Origin of the sequence: Sphingobacterium spiritivorum ATCC 33861, assembly GCF_000143765.1 — a bacterium.
GTDB classification, from domain to species: Bacteria; Bacteroidota; Bacteroidia; order Sphingobacteriales; family Sphingobacteriaceae; genus Sphingobacterium; species Sphingobacterium spiritivorum.
Genome location: NZ_GL379770.1, coordinates 1,905,481 through 1,931,341, shown reverse-complemented (window position 1 = coordinate 1,931,341; position 25,861 = coordinate 1,905,481). Strand labels below are relative to the sequence as shown.

The following is a 25,861-nucleotide window of genomic DNA, read 5'->3' as shown; positions in this document are numbered from 1 at the left end:
TGTAAAATGGTTATTTTAATTAAATTTGCCAATAATTACATTTATAACGACATGAATGGATATTTCATTAAGTAATCAATTGCTGGATTCCATACATAAGCAATCCTATGTGTGGTTTGACAATAACTGGGTGCATGCCCATGCGGTGCATGGGCATCGTCTGGCTCAGTTTGTCTACGTAGAGAAAGGATTTCAATATCTTGAAGCAGGAGGAAAGATCCATCTGCTGCCTCAGAATCACGCGGCATGGATTCCGCCAAATATGTTGCATAAGACATCTACAGATGCTTCCCATGTACAGTTACGCACTATTTTTTACAGGATGGAGGATATCCCTGAGTTTTATAACGAGTTGCGTATCTTTCAGGTTGCACCTGTATTGAAGGAGATGATCCTATATGCAGAAAAATGGAACAGGATTGCAGACTACAGTATTGAAGAAGACACATTTTTGAAAGCGATAGTATTGGAACTGCCAAATTTTTGGAAGCATTCGCTGTCCCTGCACATTCCTGCCCCGATGGATGAGCATCTTATTAAAGTCTGTGCCTATATTCACAGCCATCTTGCTGATAACCGGCCTGTGGCAGAAATAGCGGAGCAACACTATCTTTCTTTGCGTTCACTGCAGCGCATATTCAAATCCGAAACAGGTATTACTCTGGCAAAATATATGCAGATGGTACGGATTATTAAAAGTGTGGAATTATTAGGCACAGGAAGGTATACCGTGTCTCAGGTGGCGCATCTGGTAGGATATAAAAGTGTTCAGGCTTTCAGTGACAGTTTTTATATGATTATTAAAGACAGACCACATACTTTTTTGATTTAAAGTTGAAATTGCGGACTTGCTTTTTTTGTACTTTTGAGCACAGAATATTAATAACACGTATATGAAGAGTTATCTGTTTTTGCTGCTGGCTATTGTTTTTGAGATTATAGCGACTACTTTTCTTAAGAAATCGGAGCAATTTACCCAGCTCAAACCTTCTATTATAACTGTACTTGGATATCTGGCTGCCTTTTACTTTTTAAGTATGACCCTGCGTACCATTCCTGTAGGTATTGCCTATGCAATATGGTCCGGTGTAGGTATTGTGCTGATCAGTATTGTAGGCATAGTTCTTTTCAGGCAGACTCCTGATCTCCCTGCCGTGATCGGATTGACGTTGATTATAGCCGGGGTTATCGTCATTAACGTATTCTCTAAAATGTCAGCACATTAATCATTATGGATTTAAAGGAGATCGTTAATGACATCTATGCACTTCCTGAAAGTGCTATGCTTCTGTTTCAGGAAATTGTAAAAGAAGTCTCTCTTCCTAAGGGGTATACACTGATGGAGGCGGATAGAGTGGAGGATACTCTTTATTTTATCCGAAAGGGAATAGCGAGAGCGTATGCCTATCTGGAAAATACAGAAATGACATTTTGGTTTGGGGTAGAAGGTAGCGCTCTGATCTCCATGCGGAGTTATATCGAGCACAAAAGCGGATATGAGTATATCGAACTTCTGGAAGATTGTGTTTTATACCAGTTCAAAACGAGTGATTTACAGCGATTATATGAAAGTAACATTCATATTGCCAACTGGGGCCGAAAGTTTGCTGAGCGGGAACTGATAAAGACAGAAACGCGAATGATAAACCGTGAATTTAAAACAGCTGCAGAACGCTATCAGGATCTGATGGATTATTATCCGCATCTGCTGCAACGTGTTCAGCTTGGGTATATAGCCTCCTTTCTTGGCATCACTCAGGTGAGTCTGAGCCGGATCAGAGCAGATAAACGCTAGGTTTTGGAAAAGGGCCGGCTCGTTAAAAAGCGTAACTGACCCTTTTATACTATAGCTATATCAAACAAATCACACACAATGTTAGGTATACATCACTATAACCTGATCTGTTTAATGAGATGATACTGCTTTAAGCCCTATAATAGAGCCTACTAATGTAGTGATAAACAAAAGTCTCATAAATGTTGCCGGCTCTTTAAACACCAGAATACCCACCAGAACTGTTCCTACTGCTCCAATACCTGTCCATACTGCATAAGCCGTTCCTAACGGAAGTGATTGTGTTGCGCGGATCAGCAAATACATACTGATCAGTAAACAGGCAAAAAAACCGCCGTACCAAAGGTAGGTGTCATTACCTGATGTTTCTTTTGCCTTTCCCAGACAGAAAGTAAACCCAACTTCAAAAAGTCCTCCGAGAATTAAAATAACCCAATTCATAATATTTTTTATTTTATCTATGTCACAAAGGTCTGCTTTAGGGTGGACTAAAAATTTTACAAATGTTAAAAAATGAAATAAGCGTTTGTTTTCTTCAAGTTGCTAGTATCATCATTCCGGCACTCCTCATTTATCCCATTTATCGATGCTTGCCAAAATATTTCGATTTTGACGATTTTATTGTCATAAGTGAATGTTCGGTCGCTGTTTTATTCTTAATTTCTTATCTTTAGGCAAATTTTTGAGGAAGTTGATAATACACGAACCTCTTAAAGGACTAAATCAGAAAATTAACATATTTCTAATAGATAACCATGTCGAATACATCAAAAATTATCTACACCAAAACAGACGAAGCTCCGTTACTGGCTACGTATTCCTTTTTACCAATTGTACAGGCTTTCGCTTCCTCAGCAAATATTGATGTGGAATTGAGAGATATCTCTCTGGCAGGACGTATTCTTGCTAACTTTCCGGAGTATTTAAAAGAAGATCAGAAGATTGCGGATGCTCTAGCTGAATTAGGAACATTAGCCACTACTCCTGAAGCTAATATTATCAAATTGCCGAACATTTCTGCTTCTATTCCTCAATTGAAAGGAGCTATTGCTGAATTACAAAAGGCGGGTTATGCAATTCCAAACTATCCGGATGACGCAAACAATGACGAAGAAAAATCTATCAAAGCTAAATATGCCAAAGTATTAGGATCTGCAGTAAACCCGGTATTGAGAGAGGGAAATTCAGATCGTCGTGCACCAAAAGCAGTAAAAAACTATGCAAAAGCTAATCCGCATAGCATGGGAGCATGGTCAAAAGACTCGAAGACAAAGGTTGCTTCTATGAGTGAAGGTGATTTTTACGGTTCAGAGCAGTCTGTAACTGTTGAGAATCCGACTCAGTTCAAAATCGAATTTGCAGATGCTAATGGTCAGGTAACAGAACTAAAAGGATTGTCTCCGCTGAAAGCAGGAGAAGTGATCGATTCATCTGTATTAAGTCTGAATGCATTGAAAAAATTTGTGGCAGCTACTATTGAAGAAGCTAAGGCTGCAGGTGTATTACTGTCAGCTCACCTGAAAGCGACCATGATGAAAGTGTCTGATCCTATCATTTTCGGCGCTATAGTAGAAGTATATTTTAAAGACGTATTTGCAAAGTATGCTGATTTATTTCAGGAACTTGGTATTAATAAAAATAATGGTCTTGGTGAAGTGTATGCTAAAATCTCCGGAAATGCAAAAGAGGCTGAAGTAAAAGCTGCTATTGATACTGCTATTGCTAACGGTCCGGCATTGGCTATGGTGAATTCGGATAAAGGAATCACGAACCTTCACGTTCCTTCAGATGTTATCGTTGACGCATCTATGCCAGCTATGATTCGTACTTCAGGTCAGATGTGGAATGCCGAAGGTAAACAACAGGATACGATTGCAATTATTCCGGATCGTTCGTATGCAGGAGTTTATGAAGCGACTATCGAAGATTGCAAAACAAATGGTGCATTAGATCCTAAAACAATGGGTTCAGTTCCGAATGTAGGCTTAATGGCTCAGAAAGCAGAGGAATACGGATCTCACGATAAAACATTCCAGGCTACAGCCGCAGGTACTATCCGTGTCACAGATGCAGACGGTAACGTGCTTATGGAACAAAAGGTAGAAGAAGGAGATATTTTCCGTATGTGTCAGACAAAAGATGCGCCTATTCAGGACTGGGTTAAACTGGCTGTAAACCGTGCCCGTCTTTCCGAAACTCCTGCTATCTTCTGGTTAGATAAAAACAGAGCACACGACAGAGAGATCATTAAGAAAGTGGAGAAATACCTTCCTGATTTTGATACTAAAGGATTGGATATTCAGATTTTAAGCCCTGTAGAAGCTACAAAACTTTCACTGGAGCGTATCCGTAAAGGATTAGATACTATTTCTGTAACAGGAAACGTATTACGCGATTACCTGACAGACTTGTTTCCTATTCTGGAAGTAGGTACATCTGCAAAAATGCTTTCTATCGTTCCTTTAATGAATGGTGGAGGTTTGTTTGAAACAGGTGCAGGTGGTTCAGCTCCTAAGCATGTTGAGCAGTTTCAGGAAGAAGGATACCTGCGTTGGGATTCATTAGGTGAATTCTTGGCTTTAGGCGCTTCTTTAGAGCACTTATCACAAACACAAGATAATGCAAAAGCGTTGATCCTGGCTGAAACACTTGATGAAGCCACTGAAAAATTCTTAGCGAATGATAAATCTCCGGCACGCAGAGTAGGGCAGATTGACAACCGTGGTTCTCATTTCTACCTGACGCTATATTGGGCGCAGGCTTTGGCTGCTCAGACAAAAGATGCGGAATTAGCTGCCAGATTTGCTCCTTTAGCACAAAAGCTAACAGAGAATGAAGCAAAAATCAATGAAGAGTTGATCGGTGCACAGGGTAAACCTCAGGATATCGGAGGTTACTACTTCCCGAATGATGAGCTGGCTTCAAAAGCTATGCGTCCTTCAGCGACATTAAACAGTGCGATTGCATCTTTGTAATTCTGTGCTGTTATAACGAAAAAGACCATTCATTTTTTGAATGGTCTTTTTTTATGAAATTAGTAGCAAAAAACAGAAGTTTAATGCTGCAGTTTTTATCCCTTTCTCAGGTATTTAGTCAGAATCACAATTGTCTGGCCTTCTACTTTACCTTCTATCTGGCCGGTATTGTCCGCAACCAGTCTGATGTTTTTGACAACTGTACCTAATTTAGCACTTAAAGAAGAACCCTTTACATCGAGTGTCTTGATCAGCACAACGGTATCGCCTTCATACAATCGTGTTCCATTAGAATCCTGATGAAATTCCACGTGACTGTCCGCCTCATGATCTCCGGTTTTTTTTGCCCACTCCAGATTTTCATCATCCAGATACAGAATTTCCAGATTATCCGATGCCCAGCTTTCATTACGAAGTCTGCTCAGCATACGCCAGGCCATTACCTGTACAGGCGGGTACTCCGACCACATCGTCTCTGACAGTATCTTCCAGTGATCAGGATCCAGGCTTTCATTTTTTTCAATTTGTGATAAACATACCTGACATACAAGGATACTGTTATCTGTATTTGCATTAGATACAGGAGGCACTTCATATACACTTAGGTTTTCTGTACCATTGCACAGTTCACATTTGTTGCCCGATCTTTCAATAAGTTGTTGTTCTAAAGTCATTCCTAATAATTAAATCCCTAAAATTAATCAATTTTAAGGGATTAATAAATTAATTTGAGCGTATAACTGTATTCGTGTACAGATATGGCAGAGATTTTGTATAATTGAATCAACTTTAATTATGTAAGTATATGAAATGGCAAGGCGGTCGTCAAAGCGATAATTTTCAAGACAGAAGAGGTATGTCCGGTGGACAGAAATTTGCAATTGGTGGTATCGGCGGTGTGATTATTCTGGTCATCGGTTTTCTGATGGGGGGTGATCCGGGACAATTGATGGAACAATTGCAAAATGCCAATGTTGGCGCACCGCAGACGGAGCAGGGAGAAGTACAGCTTACAGAAGAGGAAAAACAACTTACTGCATTTTCCCGAACAGTATTAGCGAGTACGGAAGATGTATGGACAAAAGTATTCAAAGATAATGGGCTGACCTACCAGACAGCTGATCTGGTTGTATACACTGGGGGTACACAAACTGAAGGTTGTGGTGTAGGAAAAGCTTCCTACGGACCTTTTTACTGCCCGGGTGATCATAATGTGTATCTGGACCTTAGTTTTAATCAGGAGTTACAACAAAAGTTTGGCGCTAAGGGGGAATTTGCTTTAGCGTATGTGATAGCACATGAAGTAGGACATCATATTCAGAATCTGGTAGGTACGTTAAATAAAACGAATCAGATGCGTCAGCAGATGAGTGAATCCGAATACAATAAAGTCAGTGTAATGACAGAGTTGCAGGCGGATTTCTATGCAGGCGTATGGGCACACTATGTCAATCAGTTATCTGATATTAAGATCGATTACAATGATATATTAGACGGGATGCAGGCAGCAGAGGCTGTAGGAGATGATAAACTGCAGGAGCAGGCGCAGGGGTATGCTGTCCCGGAGTCATTTACGCATGGCACTTCCGAACAAAGGGCGCGATGGTTTAAGAAAGGATATGATACAGGCGATCTTAAAGCCGGAGATACATTCTCAGACAGAAGTCTGAGGTAATAACTACTGCACTAAAAGATTGCAGCCTCTGATATCACTTTGATCAAATCTGCCTAATACCTCAAAAGAACCATCAGGATAGATTTTTCCCAAATCCTGTGTGGCAATAAAAGAGCAGGAATAAATATTGGCTAAGTCGATGACATTGATAGCTCCTGTACGGCTATTGTCTATTAATGTGAGGGGATCATTCGTATCTCTGATGAGTATCTTCATCCAGTTCGGATGCTGAAAGATACCTTTACCATAGGAATATCCCTGTGAGAGAAGCTCGGTCATACCATATTCGGAATGGATAGCAGGGACGTTAAATCCCTCACGAAGCAGGTCATGAACTTCCTCCCGGATCATTTCTTTGCGTTTTCCCTTCATTCCTCCTGTTTCCATAATGATCAGTCCCGGAAAATCGATTTCATATGTTTCGACAAAGTCCAGAAGGGCATAGGTTACACCGAATAAGATCGTTTTTGTGTTTTTTTGTTTCAGCTTTTGTAAAACCGTGAATAAATCGGCATGGTTGTACAGAAAATATCCGGATTCTGGTTGTTCACTCGATTTGATCAGATCATCCACCATATAGATGAGCGAAGATCCCGAACGTTCCAGATAAGAGGGTAGTAAAGCCAGAACCGCTATATCCCTGACATCACCGTAGAATTGCTTAAAAGCTTTTCTGAAAGAGCTTTCATAGAGTTTTGCATCAACGACCAGATGTTTGCTTGTTATCATTCCTGTTGTTCCCGAGCTGCTAAAAGTTACCTGAGGAACAGATCCGGAAGTAATTATCTCCTGGGATTTGAAAAGTTCTATGGGAAGGAAAGGAATCTGTGTATAGTGAGCAATATCTTTAGTATCTATATGCAGATAATCTACATATTGCTTATAGGTCTGGCAGTGATCATATTGGTAGCGGAATATGCTTAAGCAGTTGTCATTAAATTGCTTGTCGGATTGTATCTCAAATATCTGTTGCGTATCCATCTTCTGTATTGAAATACAAATATAAGCATATCTTTTCTGATCATTTCAACAGATATCTCAGTTTTGGGTTAGCCCATTATGGCGACCTGCTGTTTGCCGGCAGATGATCTGGCTAGATGAAGTCAGCTGTTACCGGAAAGTAAAAGAGCTATTAAAATTGCTGTAAAACAGCTTTTTAATAGCTCTTTTTATAGTGAACTATAAGATTATCTTATAACATGCCGCCATCTACCGGTATTACCTGTCCGGTCACGTAAGCTGACAAATCAGAAGCTAAGAAAAGACATACATTTGCCACTTCTTCAGGATCTCCGGAGCGTTTCAACGGAATTCCTGCTTCCCATCCTGCAACGACTTTAGGATCCAGTACATCGGTCATTTCTGTACGGATAAAACCCGGAGCAACAACATTAGCACGGATATTACGTGAACCTAATTCCTTAGCCACTGATTTGGAAAAACCAATAATTCCGGCTTTAGATGCCGCATAATTTGCCTGACCGGCATTACCCTGTACACCGACTACAGAAGACATATTGATAAATGAACCTTTACGGTTTTTCATCATAACTTTAGAAGCTGCTTTAGTCACATTGAAGATGGACTTGAGATTGACATTGATGACATCATCCCAGTTTTCTTCTGTCATACGCATTAGAAGACCGTCTTTGGTAATTCCTGCATTATTTACCACGATGTCAACTGTTCCGAAGTCTGCTACGATATCGTTAATCAGTTTTTCTGCTTCTTCAAATTTTGAAGCGTCAGAGCGGTATCCTTTGACCTGAGTTCCAAAAGCCTGCAGCTCTTGTTCCAATGCCTGTCCTTTTTCAACTGATGACAAATACGTAAACGCTACATTTGCTCCATTTTGTGCAAAAACCTCTGCAATCTTTCTGCCAATACCTTTGGATGCACCTGTTACAAGCGCCGTTTTTCCTTCCAATAATTTCATACGTTATTTAATAATGCTATTTACAATTTAACAGATCAACAGCAAAAATGTTAAAATCCGCTTATATTACCAATTTTTTAAGAAAAGAAAATGAAAGAAAAGTATTGAATCAGCGGTATTTGTCAATCTCAAAAAAGAAAAGGGCTGTTTTTGATAAAAATGTAGTTTAATGAAAGAAATTTGACAAAACCATTGGTAATAAACCAAATTGAATAGTAAATTTGCAACAATCACAGAGACATGGGTAAAAGCAAGAAAAATTACGAAGACGTAGACGTCGTATTAATAGGCGCCGGTATCATGAGCGCTACTTTGGGTACATTGATCAATGAATTAAACCCACATGTTAAGATTGAAATGTTTGAGCGGTTGGATCTGGTCGCTGCTGAAAGTTCAGATGCCTGGAATAATGCAGGTACAGGACATTCTGCATTATGCGAACTGAACTATACGCCTCAAAAAGCAGATGGTTCCGTCGATATAAAGAAAGCTATCAGTATTGCTGAATCCTTTGAAATTTCAAAACAATTCTGGACATACCTTGTCGAAAAAGGAATTATCAAAGATCCGGAAGGATTTATTCGCAGTATACCGCATATGAGTTGTGTTTTTGGTGAACGTAATGTGGAGTTTCTGAAAAGACGCCATGCTACGATGATTGAAAATACATTATTCAAAGGAATGGAGTATTCTGAAGATCCGGAGGTATTGAAAGAGTGGATCCCTTTGGTGATGGAAGGACGTCCGGAAGGAGATAAAATAGCCGCTACCAAAATGGATATCGGTACTGATGTTAATTTTGGATCACTGACAAGAGATCTGATTGATCATCTGGTGACAAAAGATAACTTCTCTCTGAAACTCGAGCATGAAGTGAAAGATATTGAACGGGAAGGTGATGGCCGATGGGAAATAGAAGTAAAAGATATCAAAACAGGAAAGAAAAGAGATTTAAAGGCACAGTTTGTTTTTATAGGAGCAGGGGGACATTCTTTATTACTCCTTGAAAAATCCGGCATTCCGGAAGCAAAAGGTTACGGAGGATTCCCGGTAGGGGGACAATGGTTGCGATGCACGAATGAAGAAGTCATAGCTAAACACCATGCTAAAGTATATGGTAAAGCGTCTGTAGGTGCTCCGCCAATGTCTGTTCCTCATTTGGATACACGATACATTGATGGCAAACAGGCTTTATTATTTGGTCCTTACGCAGGGTTTTCGACGAAGTTTCTGAAAAAAGGATCTTTCTTCGATTTACCGGCATCTATCAAACTCAGCAATATCCGTCCTATGCTTGCAGCAGGATGGGATAATATGGATCTGACCAAATATCTGATTACCGAAGTCATGAAGAGTCCGAAAGATAAGCTGGAGTCTCTAAAAGAATACATGCCGAATGCAAAACAGGAGGACTGGGCTCTTGAAGTCGCAGGACAACGTGTACAGGTTATCAAAAAGGATAAGAAACACGGAGGTGTACTGGAGTTCGGAACTGAAGTAGTCGCAAGCGCTGACGGATCGTTAGCAGCCTTGCTAGGCGCTTCTCCCGGAGCATCTACTTCTGTAAAGATCATGGTTGAATTATTGAAAAAATGTTTTCCTGACCGTGCAAAAACGCAGGAATACAGAGATAAATTAAGAGAAATGATCCCCACATGGGGACAATCTCTTGCAGCTGATCCGGAGCTTTGCAAAACGACACGTGCGCGTACACAAAAAGCGCTGAAATTAGATTAGTCTATTGAATTTTACTTATGGGGTGCTTTAGACAGCAGAACACATGTTTTGTTGTTATGAAACAGGCTGAGATTATACCCAATATTACAGACGGACAATTCCTCGTCCGTCTGTAATATATACCTGATCCGGATAATGCCGGCGTAGGGATTTAATTTCGTTTATATTTGTTTTTAAATTTAGCCAGATCCATAGGTGCGTATATAATCATTACACACTTTTAAATGGAAATATTATCTATTCTACAGCACCTTTGGCAACAGGTTCTGGAAATATCATGGTTGCAATGGTTAGGTGTATCCGCAGGAGTTACACAAGTCATGTTATCCAAAAACAACAAAGTTTCTAATTACTTATTTGGTATCATCAGTGTTATAGTGACCATGATTGTACTTTATGAGGCTAAACTCTATGCGGAGATTGCTCTTAATATGTATTATCTAATTATGAGTATTTACGGATGGTGGTATTGGATTTCAAATAAGGACGCAGCTCAGAAGCCGATTACATCTTGTTCGGGAAAAGACTGGGGTATTGTTGTCTTGATTGTAGGAACCGCATTTGCCATTTTTTATTATTTTCTGACCCGTTACACAGATTCGGATGTGCCTTTGTGGGATGCGTGGGTATCCGCTACAGCCTGGGCAGGAATGTGGCTGCTTGCCAGGCGTAAACTTGAGAATTGGATACTACTCAATATCAGCAATCTGTTTGCGATTCCTTTGCTCTATCACAAAGGTTTGTTGCTTTACGCTATTCTTACCTTTTATTTATTTACGGTTGCATTTTTTGGGTATTTCAACTGGAAAAAGATGATGAAAAATCATGCGCTTTCCACAGTAAAGGGGGATCAAAAGATTTGATATCTATATCTCCGTTTTAAATAAATTTCATAGAGATAACATACAGCTCTTATAATATTATGCAGATTACGAAAGATCAGAAGCACATACTTGAATCGCAGATTCATGCTGCTATAGCACAGCAGCAATTGACAAGCGCACAGTTGGACCTCGCTTATCAGGAAAAATGGTTTAAAATATGGGTACCACAGGAATTGGGTGGGCTAGGATTGAAATTATCAGAAGGGGTACGCTTTCTTCGGGATCTCGCCTATATTGATGGTAGTCTGGCCTGGACAATAACCCTATGTTCGGGAGCAAATCTGTTTGTAGGTTTTATAGATACGGAAAAAGGAAAGTCTGTTTTTTCAGATGCAAAAGTGTGTTTTGGCGGAAGCGGTATGTGCTCCGGCAGGGCTTATAAAACTGAAGAGGGATACCTCGTTTCCGGTGTATGGAAATACGCTACCGGATCTCCGCATTTAACTCATTTTACCGCAAATGTTCCCGTATTTGACGGAGATGCAGCATGTGCGGATGAAAAAGGACAGACTTCTTTTATTACCATCTTTGCAGATCACACAGATGCAGAGTTGATAAGGGACTGGAATACATTCGGTTTGGAAAGTACGGCAAGCCATAGTTTTAAACTGGATAATGTGTTTATTGCAGACAATCAGGTCTATTCATTAGTGCCTGAAAAAGCTACCTTAGCAGATCCGATATATCAGTATCCGTTTATGCCATTTGCAGCGTTGACACTCTTAGCCAATTACATGGGTATGTTTGAACGCTTTCTGGATCTGGTCGTGGAACTGTTTCAACATAAATCCAAACAATCCGGATGGCAGGAAAAATTTGGTGTTTCGGTAAAAGATCATCTGGATCAGACGGTGGTTCTTTATGATAAAATGCAACAGGAAATATGGACAGAAATGGATATTTCGTGGAGCAAACTTGTTGATGGAGAGAGCGACGCGGTATGCTATGCCCGTATTGAAACTCAAAGCCGAGATATGGTGTCTTTTATCCGCAGTAAAGTGACTGCCTTTTTTCCTTATTGTGGTATTGCTGCTGCTCAGCGGGAATCAGAATTAAATATTGTATTCCGGAATATTTTTACTGCTTCGCAGCATAGTTTGCTGCTAAAGACAGATTAAGTGCATTCGAAGAGATATTAATCGTGCTTAACCGGTCGATTCTTTACCAAAGGTTAGAAACCTCACTCCCGATTATATCGGGATCTCTCCTTAGAAAGGAGATCGGAAGCACACAAAATGAGTAATATAAAAAGAGCTGTTTTACGATTTAAATCAGCTCTTTTTATGATATGGACTTTTAATTCTTAAACTTTCTTAAGTATATAATTTGCTTCAAGTGATCCGGTGATGACATTTCCTTCCTGATCCAGCATTTTTAGTGATCCTTCCTGCACTTTAAATTTATTTGTTCCGTCTTTAAGTTTCAGTGTAACGACACTTCCACTATCATCCCATGTAAACTTACCTTCTTCTTTAAACGTTGACTTTTTTCCTAAATATTCCGATACAAGTGAATACGTATTATCCTTATGCAGGATTACATTTGTCTTGATGCCTTCACAGTCCGCGCATGGTAACACGCCTTCATATTCCCCGTCCCAGTCCAATGCATTCTGGCTGTTATGAGCCGGATCCGGATTTGAAAATTCTCCTGCTGAATCTTTTTTTACTAAAGCCGCTATTGAATCACTTTTTTCGGATGTTGTAGTTGTAGATGCGTTTTGACAAGAAATTAAAACCAATGCAGCTCCTGTGATACTTAAAATCAATTTCTTCATATTTGTTTTCTTTTGATGTACCTGATAATTTGCAAAAACCGTTCCTTTATGCTTCTTCGCGAATAACTAATATAGGTATTGTAGAATGATAGGCTAGTTTCTGACTCATACTGGAAGTGAATAAGCGATCAAAGAAGTTACGGTTGCGTTTTACAATGGCCAGAAAATCAATTTTATGCTCCATAATAAATTCCAATACTCTCTCTTCCACAGATGTGGCCGGTAATATTGAAAATGTCAGACGAGAATTGTTGAATTGTTGTTTCCATGCCTCTGCCTGAGATTCAATATCTTCATTTTCCTTTGTCTTGATGTGTAATACTTCAACTTTTGCATCAAAATAATCGGCCAGTTTCAAAATCTCAGCTAAAGGTTTCTTATCGGCCTCTCTGAAGAGGGTGGTAAATCCTATAGCTTTGATTCCATCAAATTTTGCCAGTCTCGGAATGCTGAATACGGGCTGTGATACAGAACGAATAAGATTGACGGTATTGGAACCTATGAGTGTGGTGTTGGCTGAATTCAAGCCAGTGGTGCCCATTACAATCATATCGATCTGGTCACGTTTAATAACCCGTTTGATCGAATCCAGAAACAGTCCTTTTTCAAAAACAAAGTACATCTCTATATCTTCAAGGTTGTACTTTTTAGCGATCTCATGTAATTGCGGAACGTTGTCTTTGTAATTGTCAAATTGGGCCAGTTCTATAGACTGATAAATCTGCTGTACATAATCCAACTGCCCTGCATACATGCTGGAATAAATCGGCAATTCGTAGACATGCAGGATGTAAAGAGATGCATCTATACTTTTAGCAAGTTGAAGCGCATAAACAAATGCATTGTTTGCAGCTTCTGAAAAATCGGTAGGGAATAGAATACGTTTCATAGCACAAATGTGATGATGTAGAATCCTATTAAGTTACTGATTTTGAGGTGTAATTGCAAATGTTATTGTGTTTAGTTTTTCCAGGTCTTGAGATTTTCACTTTTAAATTTCCATTCCGGAGTTAGAATTACCCCGTCTTTCAGCTTATACCAGGGGCTTAGTTTGGGGTCATTAGGGTTATTTAATATCTGTATTTCCTGTGCAGGCATGTAGCTTTGTGCAAGGAGCACCAATTTTTCTCCCTGCTCATTTTCGGCCATATCTACCGCAATGATGGCGTGTCCTATTGGATTTCCCTTTTGAATAAATGTGTCTCCGATTTTAATATTACGGACAGAGGACACGGCAGGTAATTCATCATGGAGTGAGGCTGTGTTGGCATATGCAAATATGTATTCCATATACTTCCAGTATTTTTTTGCACTATAGTCACCTTTAATATAGTCTGTATAATAACGGGGCTTCGCATCAGATAAGAAGTTGAAGTGAATTTCCTTAAATCTTTTTTGCTGGTACAGGTAGTCTGCCCTTAACCGCATGACAGCATCTGCACATTGATGGAGATCTCTTGTGCCGATAGGAAGATTGACTACACTGACATATATTTTATTTTGAGCTTTGACGTTACCATTGTAGTATAAGACCTCAGATCCCATCTTCTTCAGGGGCAGATGTTGTAGAAAATAACCAAATTCACCGGCCTTGTAGGCTTTGCGCTGGTATCCATCAGGCGTGATAAAACGATCTTTTACAGTTGCGCCTTCTGAATTGATCCAGGCTGTATTGTAACCTTCATCCGACACATAGTTTTCGGAGGGCAGAGAATCACGATTTGCTATGTCAGATTCGGCATTACCGCTGCCGGATTGACAAGCTGTAGCAGATAATATCAAAGAGGGGATAAGCAGAAGGGTATGAAAGAAATGCAGCATCATATATTTTTAGTTTAAATTTATAATATCAAAATAGCAAATTTATGTAGCATTTTGAAATTTAAGTGGTGCATGCAGAGTGCGAAAATTGATAAATAATGTTAAAGTTTGTTAAGTAACAAGTTTGTTTCAATTGCGGTGTAAGTATTCATCTGTAAACTTTTTCTACAATTCATTCGTTATAGTACTGTCAATTATTATAGGTTCAATTTATTATAACTATGGAAAGTAAACATTATTCGCTGGTTTTCCTGCCGTGTTCTCGTTCTATGAGTCTGGTCCGTCATCTCAAAGAAGCATTGGCCAATATAATCGGTTGGTACAATAGTAAAAATTCGGATGCTCATATTACTATTTTAGAGTTCAATGCTACAGATGCCGAGTTGGAATTTATCAAACGTAAAATCAGACAGCTGGCTGATACCGAACGTCCGGATTATGTCTATCTGGATAAGTATGAGGCGTTTCCGCAAAACGGAGCATTTTTCATTGCTCCTACGGATTATTCCAAGAATTATCTGAAGAATATTATGAATCGTTTTGTCGGATCTCTGAATGCTAAAAATATCCGGAAAAGTAACGATCCGCATATGAGTATTGCCCGAAAACTCAATGCAGATAAACTGGCAATTGCATTGGAAAGGTTTGAGAGCATCAGTCTCAATTTTTTCTGTGATCGTGTGGTATTACGTATCTACGATAAAGGATCCAGTCAATACCAATTCGCAGATGAATTTAAATTTGGAAGCAAAATGCCGGCTACACCTGCCCAATTCAGACTGGATATCAGCTAAAATTTTTTGTCCCTGAAATAATATTGCTTGTCTTCGTCCGTAATCGGACGAAGTACACGGCAGGGATTGCCTACAGCAATGACATTTGCCGGAATATCCCTTGTGACTACCGAACCGGCACCTATGACTGTATTCTCACCGATCATGACGCCCGGGTTAATTACTACATTACCTCCAATCCATACATTGTCTCCTATAATAATAGGAAAGGCATATTCCCATCCTTCATTACGGGGTGTTGCATGTATAGGGTGGCCTGCTGTAAATAAACTTACATTGGGTGCAAACATGACATTCTCACCTATGCTGACTTTAGCGCCATCGAGGATAGTACAATTATAGTTCGCATAAAAATTATCACCTATTTCTATATTATATCCATAATCACATCTAAAGGGTGGTTCAATAAAAAGACGACTACCTGTCTTCGCAAATAATTTTTTGATGATCTGATTCCGCTCCCTGATTTTTGAAGGAGCTAATGAATTGTATTTGTACAATTCTTCCTTTGCATATTGACGGTCCTCGAATAATTCCTTTCCCATTGCGCGGTAAGGCTCAGAAGAAAGCATAAGTTCTTTAGCGGTTTTCATGTTCCCAAGATAGAAAATTTTATCGTCGTTTATAATCCTTACCTTTGTGACATAATTCAGATACTATGAATCAGGAAATATTACAATTACAACCACAGTCGATTTGGAAAAATTTTAATGCTTTAAATGCAGTACCCCGAGCTTCTAAAAAAGAGGAGAGGGTAATTGCTTTTATACAGGATTTTGGAAAATCATTAGGCCTGGAAACCATCACTGATAAAACCGGAAATGTCGTGATCCGAAAACCTGCTACAGCAGGTATGGAAGATCGTAAGGGAATCGTCCTGCAATCGCATCTGGATATGGTACATCAAAAGAATAACGATACCGTGTTTGATTTTGACGCAGACGGAATCAGGATGCTGATCGATGGCGACTGGGTAAAAGCAGACGGCACTACTTTGGGGGCTGACAATGGAATAGGGGTGGCGACTATTATGGCTATTCTGGAATCAAAGGAGCTGGCTCACCCGGCTATAGATGCCCTTTTTACAATAGATGAAGAAACCGGTATGACTGGTGCATTCGGTCTGGAGGGTGGAGTTCTGCAAGGAGAAATACTCTTGAATCTGGATACAGAAGATGATACAGAAATTGATATCGGCTGTGCCGGTGGTGTGGATGTCACTGCAACAAAGAGTTACAGTTCTGAACCTGTATTAAACGGATATGCGGGATTGACAATTACGGTAAAAGGACTGAATGGCGGGCATTCCGGTATGGAGATTCATAAAGGTCTGGGAAATGCCAATAAGATTATGAACAGAGTCTTGTTTGGTACGCACGCCGGATTTGGGCTTCGTTTGTCGGAAATAAAAGGGGGCGGTCTGAGAAATGCTATTCCCAGAGAAAGTGTTGCTAAAGTCGTATTACCGCAGGAACAGGTTCAGCACTTTATTTCAGCTGCTGACATTGTGATCCAGGCGATCAAAGCAGAATACAAAAGTGTGGATGCAGGTCTTGAAATTGTTATTGATCAGCAAGAACATACTCCGGTCACTATTTTGCCACTGGATGTACAGGAACAACTTATCAAAGCAGTATATGCCGCTCATAACGGTGTGTACCGTATGAGTGCGGATTTCGCAGATCTGGTCGAAACATCCAATAATATAGCGAATATAGAGGTGAAGGATGGCAAGATCACGATAAAATGTCTGACCAGATCCTCCGTTGAATCTTCTAAATACGACCTGGCAAACGCGTTGAAATCTACATTTGAACTGATGGGAGCGGAGGTTGGTTTTTCCGGAGATTATCCGGGCTGGACTCCTGATGCTAATTCGCAGATCCTGCAGGTACTTAAGGATATCTATGAGAAACAATATCACGAGAAACCGGAGGTAGTTGCCTGCCATGCAGGTCTGGAATGCGGTATTCTGGGACGTAATTATCCGGGTATGGATATGATTTCCTTCGGCCCGACTATCCTTGGAGCACATTCACCGGCTGAGCGCGTATCTATATCATCCGTTCAGAAATTCTGGGCATTTATACAGGAGATCCTGGTAAACATTCCCAAAAAGTAAAGGGGTGCAGATGGCACAGCATATACATCTTTGATCCGGTCAAAGAGAAAGGGCAGTCTAAAATATATAGACTGCCCTTTTGTATATCATTTGCTTTGTTTCAGGATATTAATTTTTCAATCCTTGTTCATGCTGTTTGCGAATCTTACTGTGCTTTTTACCGTAAATAAAATAGATAATCATTCCTATTCCAAGCCAGATCCCTAACCGCTCCCAACTCTGGATCGGCAATGATGCCATCATTGTCACACATACGATAACGCCAAGGATCGGGATCAACGGCACTAAAGGTGTACGGAATGGACGCTCGATATCCGGAGCTGTTTTTCTCAGTACCAGAATACCGATACATACTAAAGTAAAGGCAAAAAGAGTGCCGATACTTACCATATGTCCCAAATCAGAGACCGGTACAAATCCGGCAAAAAGACTGACGAAAATCATAAAAATAACATTGGTTTTCCATGGTGTCTGATTTTTTCCGAGATGAGAGAAAAGAGCCGGAAGCAAACCGTCTTTACTCATAGAGTAAAATACACGGCTTTGGCCTAAGAGCATAACCAGAATGACAGAAGTGTAACCACTGATGATGGTAATAATAAGAGCTGTATTCAGGAAGTGATATCCGGTCTTGGCAAATGCTGTAGCTACAGGTTTTGCGTCACCTTTGAATTCTGTATAGTTTGCTAATCCGGTCATAACATACGAGAATAATACATATAGTATAGTGCAGATGACCAATGAACCGATGATACCGACTGGCATTCCTTTTTTAGGGTTCTTGGCTTCCTGTGCTGCTGTACTCACTGCATCAAAACCAACAAAGGCGAAAAATAAAACTCCTGCTGCTCTGAAAACTCCGGAAATACCAAAGTTGCCGAAATAACCATCTTTAAAGAATTCTCCCCAGCCGATTTTTCCGCTTTTCAATAATTCTTCACCTTCATTTGCAGGGATAAACGGAGTATGATTTGCCGGGTTGATAAATGACCAGCCTAAACCGATAAAAATCAAAACCACAGATACTTTAAGAATAACCAGCAGATTGTTTACTGTAGATGATTCTTTGGTACCTCTTATCAGTAACAGAGACAAGAGGCAGACAATAATGATTGCCGGAATATTGACATATCCGCCTTCCCATGGGCCATGCAGGAATTCATCGGGTATACTCATGCCGAATATTTTCAGCAACTCCCCGAAGTACTGAGACCAGCTCACGGCTACCGTGGCACTTGCAAGTGCATATTCTAATACCAAATCCCATCCGATGATCCATGCTACCAATTCCCCCATAGTTGCATAAGAGTATGTGTAAGCACTGCCTGCGACCGGAATCATAGATGCAAATTCTGCATAACAAAGTCCTGCAAAAGCACAGCCTACTGCGGCTATAATAAAGGAAAGCATAACTGCCGGCCCTGCATTATCAGCTGCTGCCATTCCCGTCAGTGAAAATAATCCTGCACCAATAATGGCTCCAACGCCAAGGGCAACCAGCCCTGTACTGGACAAGGTTCTTTTCAGGGTGTGCTCGCCACTCTCGTGGGCCTCTGAGACTAATTGAGTGATTGATTTTTTAAAAAGCATTTATAATTTTGATTAGAATAATGATTAATACACTTGTTTTTCCAGTTTTTGAATCTTAATATTTATTACTCATTGGTTAGTACAAGTAATTCTATACCAAAAATAGATTTTTAAATGAAAAAAGGGAAGAAAATCTTCTTCCCTTTCTGTTTTTTTTAAATATATCTTAATAAGCAGCTGTGAAACGCTTTTTGATAAACTGTGGTTTCTCCAACTCATCGACTATTGCAACAGCTACATCTTCTACAGACAGACGTGAGCGACCTTCCTGATCGGTCACCGGATGATCAAGATCTGTGCGATAAGTACCTGTTCGTGTACCCGGAGAGGCAGGGCTCATCTCGATAGCCGGACTGAATAAGGTCCAGTCCAGGTCATTGGATCTGCGGATGACTTCGTAGTAATCTGCAGCAGCCAGCGCTCCCGGTTTGATCTCTGCCGGAAAATCAGGAGCATCTACAATTCTTGTTCCCGCTTCGGTAAGCAAACTCCCTGCACCACCGATTACGATAAACCTCTTGATACCTGCGTGTTCTACGGCTTCCTGAATAGATCTGGCTCCGGCAGTATAATCTTCATAGATGGATGGATTGGTCCATCCTGCATTGTATGCAGAGATCACAGCATCGCTTCCTTTGAGGATAGCTGCCAGTGCATTGCTGTCATTGACATCATTTTGTACAGCGAGAATATGTTCATTCTTCTCTATCTGATCTGTGTTTCTTGCTATAGCGGTTACATGATGTCCTCTATGTACTAATTCTTTTAAGATATGTGAACCTACATATCCTGAAGCTCCGATTAATGCTACTTTCATTTTTTTATTATTTATTGTTAAAATATGAGGATAAATCCTGAATACTGATTTGATTTAAATAGGCAATGTGTTGTTCTTCAATATCGTTATATACGATTGTAAGATAGTTGTTGATGTTTTTTCCCACCGGACAATTGGGATTCGGATTGTTGTATTTACCCTTTTCATCTGATGCCAGTGTTGCTTTATAAACATCCGCAAGTGTTTTTTTGTTTATGTCTTCTGCTATTCGCACACCGCCGTTTTTTCCTTCTTTACTTATAACAAGTTGTGCTTCTTTGAGTTTTCTGATCTCTTTGCGTACAACTACCGGATTTATATTAATACTTCCGGCTATATAGTCCGATGATAACCACGTATCCCGCTCCAGCATCAGGAGGGCAATAATATGTGTAGCAGTGGCAAAATGTAAATTACTGAACATGGCTCTTTGTTTTTGTTGTGCAAATATAGTGGTTAAAATTATACTGTAATAATTTTTGTTACAGTTTTGTGTAAAAATTAACCTTCTATGACAATAGAAGGTTAACAGTTTTATTTTTTATTACTTTTATATTTCTTGTATGAATCCAATACGTAGAGTTTCAGCGTTTCGTCATTCACAGTTTCTATAAAATCGAGTGATGGTCTGAATTGTTCTCTGAACAATGGGATCTCGTCGGCTTCAAGAGGAGTGAGGGAGGCGATAAGTTTGTCTGAGAATCTGCGATCGATAATTCGGTTATTTTTCTCCAATACCAGAATTTCCAGATTCTTACGTGCAGCCTTTCCTTTTTTGCCAAAAAGACGGGATGGAGATACGCGTATTCCGCCCTGATACTGACTTGCATTTGCTATTTGTCCCTGTTCTTTAGCTTTTCTAATCTCTTCATCCAGTCTGGAATCTGTAAGTCGGGTTACTAAAGCTTCATTAAGGACAATAGATTTGCCATCGCGCATCATATATACACGTTGTACGCCTTCCTGATACAGAAAAATGGTATCCGGAGTATAGCCGTTGACAAAAAGAGAAAGTCTTTCACCCATTGCGGCATCAATACTAAATTTTCCATCCTTATCAGAGAAAGACTTGACCGCTGATTTGAGGTTTTGTATGCTGACATTGGAGATAGGTTCACTGCTTTCCAAATCGTAGATTATACCGTTTATTTTTTGCGCATAGGTATTGGTTACCATTATAAACAGGATTCCGATCATTCCAGATAGTTTCTTCAGTAAAGAGGACTTTAACAGCATAGTACGTTTGATTTTTTTGTTATAAAAGTACGAAATCTATTTCTTAGACCAAGTGTTATTTTCGGGATTTATATCCGGGTATACCTGATCCGGATCGATCACGACTGAGCTTAGTTCTTCTTTAGAGTCTAAAAGGAAAGTCCAGGAAGTATTGCGTTGCCATATATCCACCGGTAATTTTTTACGTATCTTTTTTCCCGATACCGTTGTTGCTTCTATAACAACCGGCATAGGTAGTTTTTCAAGATTATCTATAGTAATCAGCGCACCGTTAGCGGCATTGAATTTTGCATATTCCACTTTTCTGATCGCCTGATCCAGTTTCCAGTTATTGAGAAACCAGCCTCTCCAAAACCATCCGAGATTTTCTCCGGTTACATTTTCAATTGTGCGGAAGAAATCATTCGGGGTAGGATGCTTGAATGCCCAATCCTGAATATAGGTTCTGAAAGCCTCATCAAAACGTTCTGCACCAATTACTTCATCCCGCAACAAACGCAGACCAAAGCCTGGCTTGTAATAAACCAGTGTGCCAATATTACGTTCCTGCATATTCTGCGGGGTCGACATAACAGGTTCAAGAGAAGGGGAGTTGAATCCCTGAGCCATTTTATTACGGCTTCCTATACTTTTATCATATTCACCTTTATTAAAGGCTTCACGGGATAATCCGTTTATAAATGTATTAAACCCTTCGTCCATCCATCCGTGAAGGCGTTCATTCGAACCGACTATCATCGGAAACCAGTTGTGCCCGAATTCATGATCCGTTACTCCCCAGAGTCCTGCATTTTTGGCTGAGGAACCGCAAAATGAAAGGGCAGGATATTCCATACCTCCAACATTAGAAGCCACATTAACGGCTACCGGATAGGGGTATTCAAACCACTTTTGTGAATAGTATTCTATAGAAGATTTGGTGTATTCAGTAGAGCGCGACCAGGCTTGCTGTCCGTCACTTTCCTTTGGATAGGCTGATATGGCCAGCGATTTTTTACCACTTGGAAGGTTGATTTTTGCTGCATCAATAATAAATGCTTTCGAAGATGCCCATGCTACGTCTCTGGCATTCTTTAAGGAATATTTCCATGTCAGTTCTTTCTTTGCCGGTCTGGAATTTTTATTTGCAACTTCAGCAGCACTACGGATGATCACCGTCTGATCAGAAGTTTGTGCCTGCTGATAACGCTTGAGTTGTTCTGCAGTCCACACTTCCTGAGGATTGAGCAGTTCGCCTCCCATGACCACTATGTGATCAGCAGGTGCAGTGATTTCCACATTAAAATCCCCATATTCTAAGTAAAACTCTCCTGGACCGGAATAGGGGTCTGTATTCCATCCTAATATATCATCGTATACGGCCATACGCGGATACCATTGGGCAATAGCATAAATATCTCCGGCCGCAGTGGGTAGAATCCCGGTTCTGTCAGCACCATATTGCGGCACAGTATAGGAATAATCAATCGTAAACTGTACTTGTCCTCCTTTTGGATCAAGTGGTTGTGGCAGTGTGATTTTCATACGCGTGTCGGACACTTCGTATTTCAGGTCTTTTCCATTAAGCTGAACAGATGTAAGATTGTATCCTCCCTCGAACTGTGATGCGGCATCTCCGTACCGGCTATTGTTCAGAGGGACAGTGCTCTGTCCTCTGGAATCACTTTTAAACAGATTCTGATCAAGCTGCAGCCAGATATAATCCAGACGGTCCGGACTGTTGTTGGTATACGTAATCGTGACATTACCGCTTACTTTTTTATCGGTATCACTTAACCTGGCTTTTATGGTGTAGCTGGCCGCATTTTGCCAGTACTGGTCTCCGGGTTTACCGCTTGCAGAGCGGTAGGAGTTGCCATTGGAAGTATAAAACTGCGGGCTGAAAGCTTGCGTATAATTATATCTGCTTGTATTGTCCTGGGCGACAGTCTCATTCAATTGAGAACAGATCAATGCTAAAGCTAAAGAAATCCCGGCGCAAGATTTTTTATTCATAGTCTGTTTATAAATGTGATATTATTTCAATTTCAGATTGTATTCGTCTTCGTCAAAACCTAAAATCAGACCTGAAGTATATTCAATGACAGGTCTTTTGATCATACTGGTATTTGCGATAAGTGTTTTATTGGCTGAAACAGCATCTGTGACAGCCTCTTTTTCTTCATCAGTCAGTTTTTTCCAGGTTGTTCCTTTCTTATTGACTAATTTTTCCCAATCGACCTGTTTTTCCCATTTTTTTAATTGTTCATCTGATACTCCTTCTTTCTTGAAATCGTGAAACGTATAATCAAGTTTGTGATTTGTCAGATAATCGAGGGCTTTTTTTACTGTATTGCAGTTTTTTATTCCGTAAACGTGAAGCATAATATTGAAAGACTTAATTATGGTAATATTTCAAATATATTATTTTTAGTTGTAATAGTCTTTTCCCTTTCGGATAAATAATGTCACCTTTGTATTACGAATGTTTTGTATGGTATAATCTCTATAAACCAGTAGGAGATGGTGTAACTTTTACACTATATGATTAGGAGTAGTTAAAAATTATTTTTAACTTAGGACCACAAAATAAAGAGGAACAGAATCAATAAATTTTAAAACAATACAATGAGCCTAAAAGATTTTAAAGGTGTGTTGACCGGCGATCAAGTTCAAGAGTTATTTGAAATTGCTAAAAAACACAAATTCGCATTACCGGCAGTTAATATTATCGGTACAAATTCTATTAATGCTGTAATGGAAACAGCGAAAGCTGTAAATTCTCCTGTGATTATCCAACTTTCAAACGGAGGAGCACAATTCTATGCAGGAAAAACATTAAACAATGACAATTTAAAGGCTTGCGTATTAGGAGCAGTTTCTGCAGCACAACACGTTCATCTTTTGGCTGAGCACTATGGTGTTGCTGTTATTCTGCACACTGACCATGCTGCTAAAAAATTATTACCCTGGATAGACGGATTGTTGGATGCCGGTGAGAAATTCTTTGCTCAACACGGCAAACCTTTATTCTCTTCACATATGCTGGATCTTTCTGAAGAGCCTATTGAAGAAAATCTTGAAATCTCTAAAAAATATCTGGAGCGTATGAAACCGCTTGGTATGACCATCGAAATCGAACTTGGTGTAACCGGTGGTGAAGAAGATGGCGTGGACAACTCTGATGTTGACAGCTCTAAATTATATACTCAACCGGAAGAAGTAGCGTATGCATTTGAAGAATTATCTAAAATTTCTGACAAATTCACTGTTGCTGCAGCTTTTGGTAATGTACATGGTGTATACAAGCCAGGAAATGTAAAATTACAACCTGTTATTCTGCATAATTCTCAGGAGTATGTAAAAGAAAAATTCGGATTGAATGCAGAGAAGCCAGTTAACTTTGTATTCCACGGTGGTTCAGGTTCTTCCGCTGAAGAAATTGAAGAAGCAATTTCATACGGAGCGATCAAAATGAATATCGATACCGATATGCAATGGGCTTTCTGGGATGGAGTTCGCGGATACGAGGCTAAAAACCATGATTACCTGCAGGGACAGATCGGCAATCCTGAAGGTGCAGATTCACCAAACAAAAAATACTACGACCCGCGTGTATGGTTACGTAAAGGTGAAGAAGCGTTTGTAACTCGTCTTACACAAGCTTTCGAAGAATTAAACGCTGTTGACGTCAACAGCAAATTGTAATCTGTGCTGCTCTGTTTCATGCAGCAGAATGTATAGTATTATTAAATATGTTAAAAAAGCTCAATTCTAAGGATTGAGCTTTTTTATTGCCTTTTTATTTTCTAACTTTCCTTTGATCAAGAAAGAAGATATGTATCAGCAGCGGTTTTTAAATTTTTTGCGTTTTGAGAAGCGGTATTCCAATCATACGATTGAAGCTTACACGCATGAATTGACTATCTTTTTTACTTTTCTTCAGGATCAGGGTATTCCGGAGGAGGAGGCAGATCATCGCGTTATACGGTTTTATCTGTCACATCTCATGGAAGAGGGGCGGCAGGCAACTTCTGTAAACCGATCTATTTCTGCTTTGCGTACTTATTATAAATTCTTACAACGGGAATCTTTGACAGATCAGAATCCTTTGACTTTAATCAAAGCGCTGAAGACTCCAAAGAAATTGCCGTCTGTAATGGAAAAAGATAAGATGGTCGGTTTGCTGGATCAGATGGAGGGAGCGGTCGACTCGTTTACCGATGAGCGCGATTATTTGGTTTTGGAGCTGCTTTTCGGAACAGGTATACGTTTGACAGAGTTATTACAAATAAAGATTACAGATATTGATTTTTATAATAAAAATATCCTTATATTAGGAAAGAGGAACAAGGAAAGACTTGTACCTGTCAACCATACACTTTTAGAAAAACTAAAGATCTATATCCAGCAATTGGATAATCAAAAAATTGACAACAAAACTGCGTTCTTAATTGTTACTAAAGAAGGGAAACAGGCATATCCAAAGATGATCTACCGGATCGTTCATCGGTATTTAAGTCTGATCTCGACACAGCGTAAAAAAAGCCCGCACGTACTGCGGCATACATTTGCTACAGCTCTGCTGGATAACGGAGCAGATCTGAATGCAATAAAAGAGTTATTAGGACATGCCGGATTGGCGGCCACTCAGGTGTATACGCACAATTCGGTAGAGAGATTAAAATCAGTTTACAAACAAGCCCATCCAAAGGCTTAAAAA

The 25,861-nt window shown here is 39.8% G+C and carries 26 protein-coding genes; 12 read left to right on the top strand and 14 right to left on the bottom strand.

The features are described from left to right. Window positions 1-55 precede the first annotated feature (55 nt). The 3 genes from HMPREF0766_RS08470 (at window position 56) to HMPREF0766_RS08460 (ending at window position 1,795) form a co-directional block, all read left to right on the top strand. Window positions 56-832 (top strand): AraC family transcriptional regulator, encoded by a 777-nt coding sequence (locus HMPREF0766_RS08470; protein WP_002995629.1) that lies wholly within the window; start codon window positions 56-58, stop codon window positions 830-832. A gap of 61 nt (window positions 833-893) precedes the next feature. Continuing rightward, on the top strand, window positions 894-1,226 hold the full coding sequence (locus HMPREF0766_RS08465) for a DMT family transporter (protein ID WP_002995628.1): 333 nt from the start codon (window positions 894-896) through the stop codon (window positions 1,224-1,226). Window positions 1,227-1,231: 5 nt separating this feature from the next. Next, entirely contained in the window at window positions 1,232-1,795 is a 564-nt protein-coding gene (locus tag HMPREF0766_RS08460; RefSeq protein ID WP_002995625.1) for a Crp/Fnr family transcriptional regulator, read from the top strand. Between the two features lie 111 nt (window positions 1,796-1,906). Here the strand turns inward: HMPREF0766_RS08460 and HMPREF0766_RS08455 are convergent, their stop codons facing one another. After that, window positions 1,907-2,236 carry a DMT family transporter gene (locus tag HMPREF0766_RS08455; RefSeq protein WP_002995624.1) on the bottom strand — a complete coding sequence of 110 codons (330 nt, stop codon included), beginning with the start codon at window positions 2,234-2,236 and terminating at the stop codon, window positions 1,907-1,909. A gap of 314 nt (window positions 2,237-2,550) precedes the next feature. Here HMPREF0766_RS08455 and HMPREF0766_RS08450 point away from each other — a divergent pair, with 314 nt between their 5' ends. Continuing rightward, on the top strand, window positions 2,551-4,770 hold the full coding sequence (locus HMPREF0766_RS08450) for an NADP-dependent isocitrate dehydrogenase (RefSeq protein ID WP_002995621.1): 2,220 nt from the start codon (window positions 2,551-2,553) through the stop codon (window positions 4,768-4,770). A gap of 95 nt (window positions 4,771-4,865) precedes the next feature. Here the strand turns inward: HMPREF0766_RS08450 and HMPREF0766_RS08445 are convergent, their stop codons facing one another. Continuing rightward, a complete protein-coding gene (locus HMPREF0766_RS08445) occupies window positions 4,866-5,444 on the bottom strand; it encodes a PhnA domain-containing protein (RefSeq protein WP_002995620.1) in 579 nt (192 codons plus the stop codon). A 131-nt stretch (window positions 5,445-5,575) separates the two neighbouring features. Here HMPREF0766_RS08445 and ypfJ point away from each other — a divergent pair, with 131 nt between their 5' ends. Continuing rightward, a complete protein-coding gene (gene ypfJ, locus HMPREF0766_RS08440) occupies window positions 5,576-6,445 on the top strand; it encodes a KPN_02809 family neutral zinc metallopeptidase (protein WP_002995619.1) in 870 nt (289 codons plus the stop codon). A 3-nt stretch (window positions 6,446-6,448) separates the two neighbouring features. On the opposite strand, the gene HMPREF0766_RS08435 is transcribed toward ypfJ, so the two are convergent. Further along, the gene (locus HMPREF0766_RS08435; protein WP_002995618.1) at window positions 6,449-7,426 is read right to left on the bottom strand and encodes a LuxE/PaaK family acyltransferase; all 978 of its coding nucleotides are present in this window, start codon (window positions 7,424-7,426) and stop codon (window positions 6,449-6,451) included. Window positions 7,427-7,637: 211 nt separating this feature from the next. Beyond that, the gene (gene fabG / locus HMPREF0766_RS08430) at window positions 7,638-8,381 is read right to left on the bottom strand and encodes a 3-oxoacyl-[acyl-carrier-protein] reductase (RefSeq protein ID WP_002995617.1); all 744 of its coding nucleotides are present in this window, start codon (window positions 8,379-8,381) and stop codon (window positions 7,638-7,640) included. Between the two features lie 240 nt (window positions 8,382-8,621). On the opposite strand from fabG, the gene HMPREF0766_RS08425 reads away from it, so the two are divergent. From HMPREF0766_RS08425 to HMPREF0766_RS08415, 3 genes are all read left to right on the top strand, one after another. Next, window positions 8,622-10,118 (top strand): malate:quinone oxidoreductase, encoded by a 1,497-nt coding sequence (locus HMPREF0766_RS08425; RefSeq protein WP_002995614.1) that lies wholly within the window; start codon window positions 8,622-8,624, stop codon window positions 10,116-10,118. A gap of 224 nt (window positions 10,119-10,342) precedes the next feature. Beyond that, window positions 10,343-10,981, top strand: a complete 639-nt coding sequence (pnuC, locus tag HMPREF0766_RS08420; protein ID WP_002995613.1) for a nicotinamide riboside transporter PnuC — start codon at window positions 10,343-10,345, stop codon at window positions 10,979-10,981. A 59-nt stretch (window positions 10,982-11,040) separates the two neighbouring features. Further along, a complete protein-coding gene (locus HMPREF0766_RS08415) occupies window positions 11,041-12,120 on the top strand; it encodes an acyl-CoA dehydrogenase family protein (protein WP_002995611.1) in 1,080 nt (359 codons plus the stop codon). A 185-nt stretch (window positions 12,121-12,305) separates the two neighbouring features. On the opposite strand, the gene HMPREF0766_RS08410 is transcribed toward HMPREF0766_RS08415, so the two are convergent. The 3 genes from HMPREF0766_RS08410 to HMPREF0766_RS08400 all read right to left on the bottom strand — a co-directional run bounded on the left by HMPREF0766_RS08410 (window position 12,306) and on the right by HMPREF0766_RS08400 (window position 14,603). Further along, window positions 12,306-12,779 carry a copper resistance protein NlpE gene (locus HMPREF0766_RS08410; protein WP_002995610.1) on the bottom strand — a complete coding sequence of 158 codons (474 nt, stop codon included), beginning with the start codon at window positions 12,777-12,779 and terminating at the stop codon, window positions 12,306-12,308. A gap of 46 nt (window positions 12,780-12,825) precedes the next feature. Then, window positions 12,826-13,668, bottom strand: a complete 843-nt coding sequence (locus HMPREF0766_RS08405) for a universal stress protein (RefSeq protein WP_002995608.1) — start codon at window positions 13,666-13,668, stop codon at window positions 12,826-12,828. A gap of 71 nt (window positions 13,669-13,739) precedes the next feature. Next, complete coding sequence (locus HMPREF0766_RS08400; protein WP_002995605.1) at window positions 13,740-14,603, bottom strand: DUF4846 domain-containing protein; 864 nt, start codon at window positions 14,601-14,603, stop codon at window positions 13,740-13,742. Window positions 14,604-14,821: 218 nt separating this feature from the next. On the opposite strand from HMPREF0766_RS08400, the gene HMPREF0766_RS08395 reads away from it, so the two are divergent. Further along, the gene (locus tag HMPREF0766_RS08395) at window positions 14,822-15,394 is read left to right on the top strand and encodes a 2'-5' RNA ligase family protein (RefSeq protein WP_236590492.1); all 573 of its coding nucleotides are present in this window, start codon (window positions 14,822-14,824) and stop codon (window positions 15,392-15,394) included. Here HMPREF0766_RS08395 and HMPREF0766_RS08390 read toward each other — a convergent pair. Continuing rightward, entirely contained in the window at window positions 15,391-15,987 is a 597-nt protein-coding gene (locus HMPREF0766_RS08390; protein WP_002995602.1) for a sugar O-acetyltransferase, read from the bottom strand. The genes HMPREF0766_RS08395 and HMPREF0766_RS08390 overlap by 4 nt on opposite strands. A 65-nt stretch (window positions 15,988-16,052) precedes the next feature. Here HMPREF0766_RS08390 and HMPREF0766_RS08385 point away from each other — a divergent pair, with 65 nt between their 5' ends. Beyond that, window positions 16,053-17,516 carry an aminoacyl-histidine dipeptidase gene (locus HMPREF0766_RS08385; RefSeq protein ID WP_002995601.1) on the top strand — a complete coding sequence of 488 codons (1,464 nt, stop codon included), beginning with the start codon at window positions 16,053-16,055 and terminating at the stop codon, window positions 17,514-17,516. Window positions 17,517-17,624: 108 nt separating this feature from the next. On the opposite strand, the gene HMPREF0766_RS08380 is transcribed toward HMPREF0766_RS08385, so the two are convergent. The 6 genes from HMPREF0766_RS08380 to HMPREF0766_RS08355 all read right to left on the bottom strand — a co-directional run bounded on the left by HMPREF0766_RS08380 (window position 17,625) and on the right by HMPREF0766_RS08355 (window position 23,523). Beyond that, a complete protein-coding gene (locus HMPREF0766_RS08380) occupies window positions 17,625-19,106 on the bottom strand; it encodes an amino acid permease (protein WP_002995600.1) in 1,482 nt (493 codons plus the stop codon). Window positions 19,107-19,272: 166 nt separating this feature from the next. Continuing rightward, complete coding sequence (locus HMPREF0766_RS08375; RefSeq protein WP_002995599.1) at window positions 19,273-19,923, bottom strand: NAD(P)-dependent oxidoreductase; 651 nt, start codon at window positions 19,921-19,923, stop codon at window positions 19,273-19,275. Between the two features lie 7 nt (window positions 19,924-19,930). Beyond that, window positions 19,931-20,347, bottom strand: a complete 417-nt coding sequence (locus HMPREF0766_RS08370; RefSeq protein ID WP_002995598.1) for an Rrf2 family transcriptional regulator — start codon at window positions 20,345-20,347, stop codon at window positions 19,931-19,933. A 110-nt stretch (window positions 20,348-20,457) separates the two neighbouring features. Next, window positions 20,458-21,159 (bottom strand): hypothetical protein, encoded by a 702-nt coding sequence (locus HMPREF0766_RS08365; protein ID WP_002995597.1) that lies wholly within the window; start codon window positions 21,157-21,159, stop codon window positions 20,458-20,460. A 36-nt stretch (window positions 21,160-21,195) separates the two neighbouring features. Beyond that, window positions 21,196-23,154 carry a M1 family metallopeptidase gene (locus HMPREF0766_RS08360; RefSeq protein WP_002995596.1) on the bottom strand — a complete coding sequence of 653 codons (1,959 nt, stop codon included), beginning with the start codon at window positions 23,152-23,154 and terminating at the stop codon, window positions 21,196-21,198. Window positions 23,155-23,175: 21 nt separating this feature from the next. Continuing rightward, complete coding sequence (locus HMPREF0766_RS08355; RefSeq protein WP_002995595.1) at window positions 23,176-23,523, bottom strand: Spx/MgsR family RNA polymerase-binding regulatory protein; 348 nt, start codon at window positions 23,521-23,523, stop codon at window positions 23,176-23,178. A 243-nt stretch (window positions 23,524-23,766) separates the two neighbouring features. Here HMPREF0766_RS08355 and fbaA point away from each other — a divergent pair, with 243 nt between their 5' ends. Continuing rightward, the gene (fbaA, locus tag HMPREF0766_RS08350) at window positions 23,767-24,846 is read left to right on the top strand and encodes a class II fructose-bisphosphate aldolase (protein WP_002995594.1); all 1,080 of its coding nucleotides are present in this window, start codon (window positions 23,767-23,769) and stop codon (window positions 24,844-24,846) included. A 130-nt stretch (window positions 24,847-24,976) separates the two neighbouring features. Next, window positions 24,977-25,858: a tyrosine-type recombinase/integrase gene (locus HMPREF0766_RS08345; RefSeq protein WP_002995593.1), complete on the top strand. Its 882-nt coding sequence runs from the start codon at window positions 24,977-24,979 to the stop codon at window positions 25,856-25,858. Window positions 25,859-25,861: the final 3 nt, after the last annotated feature.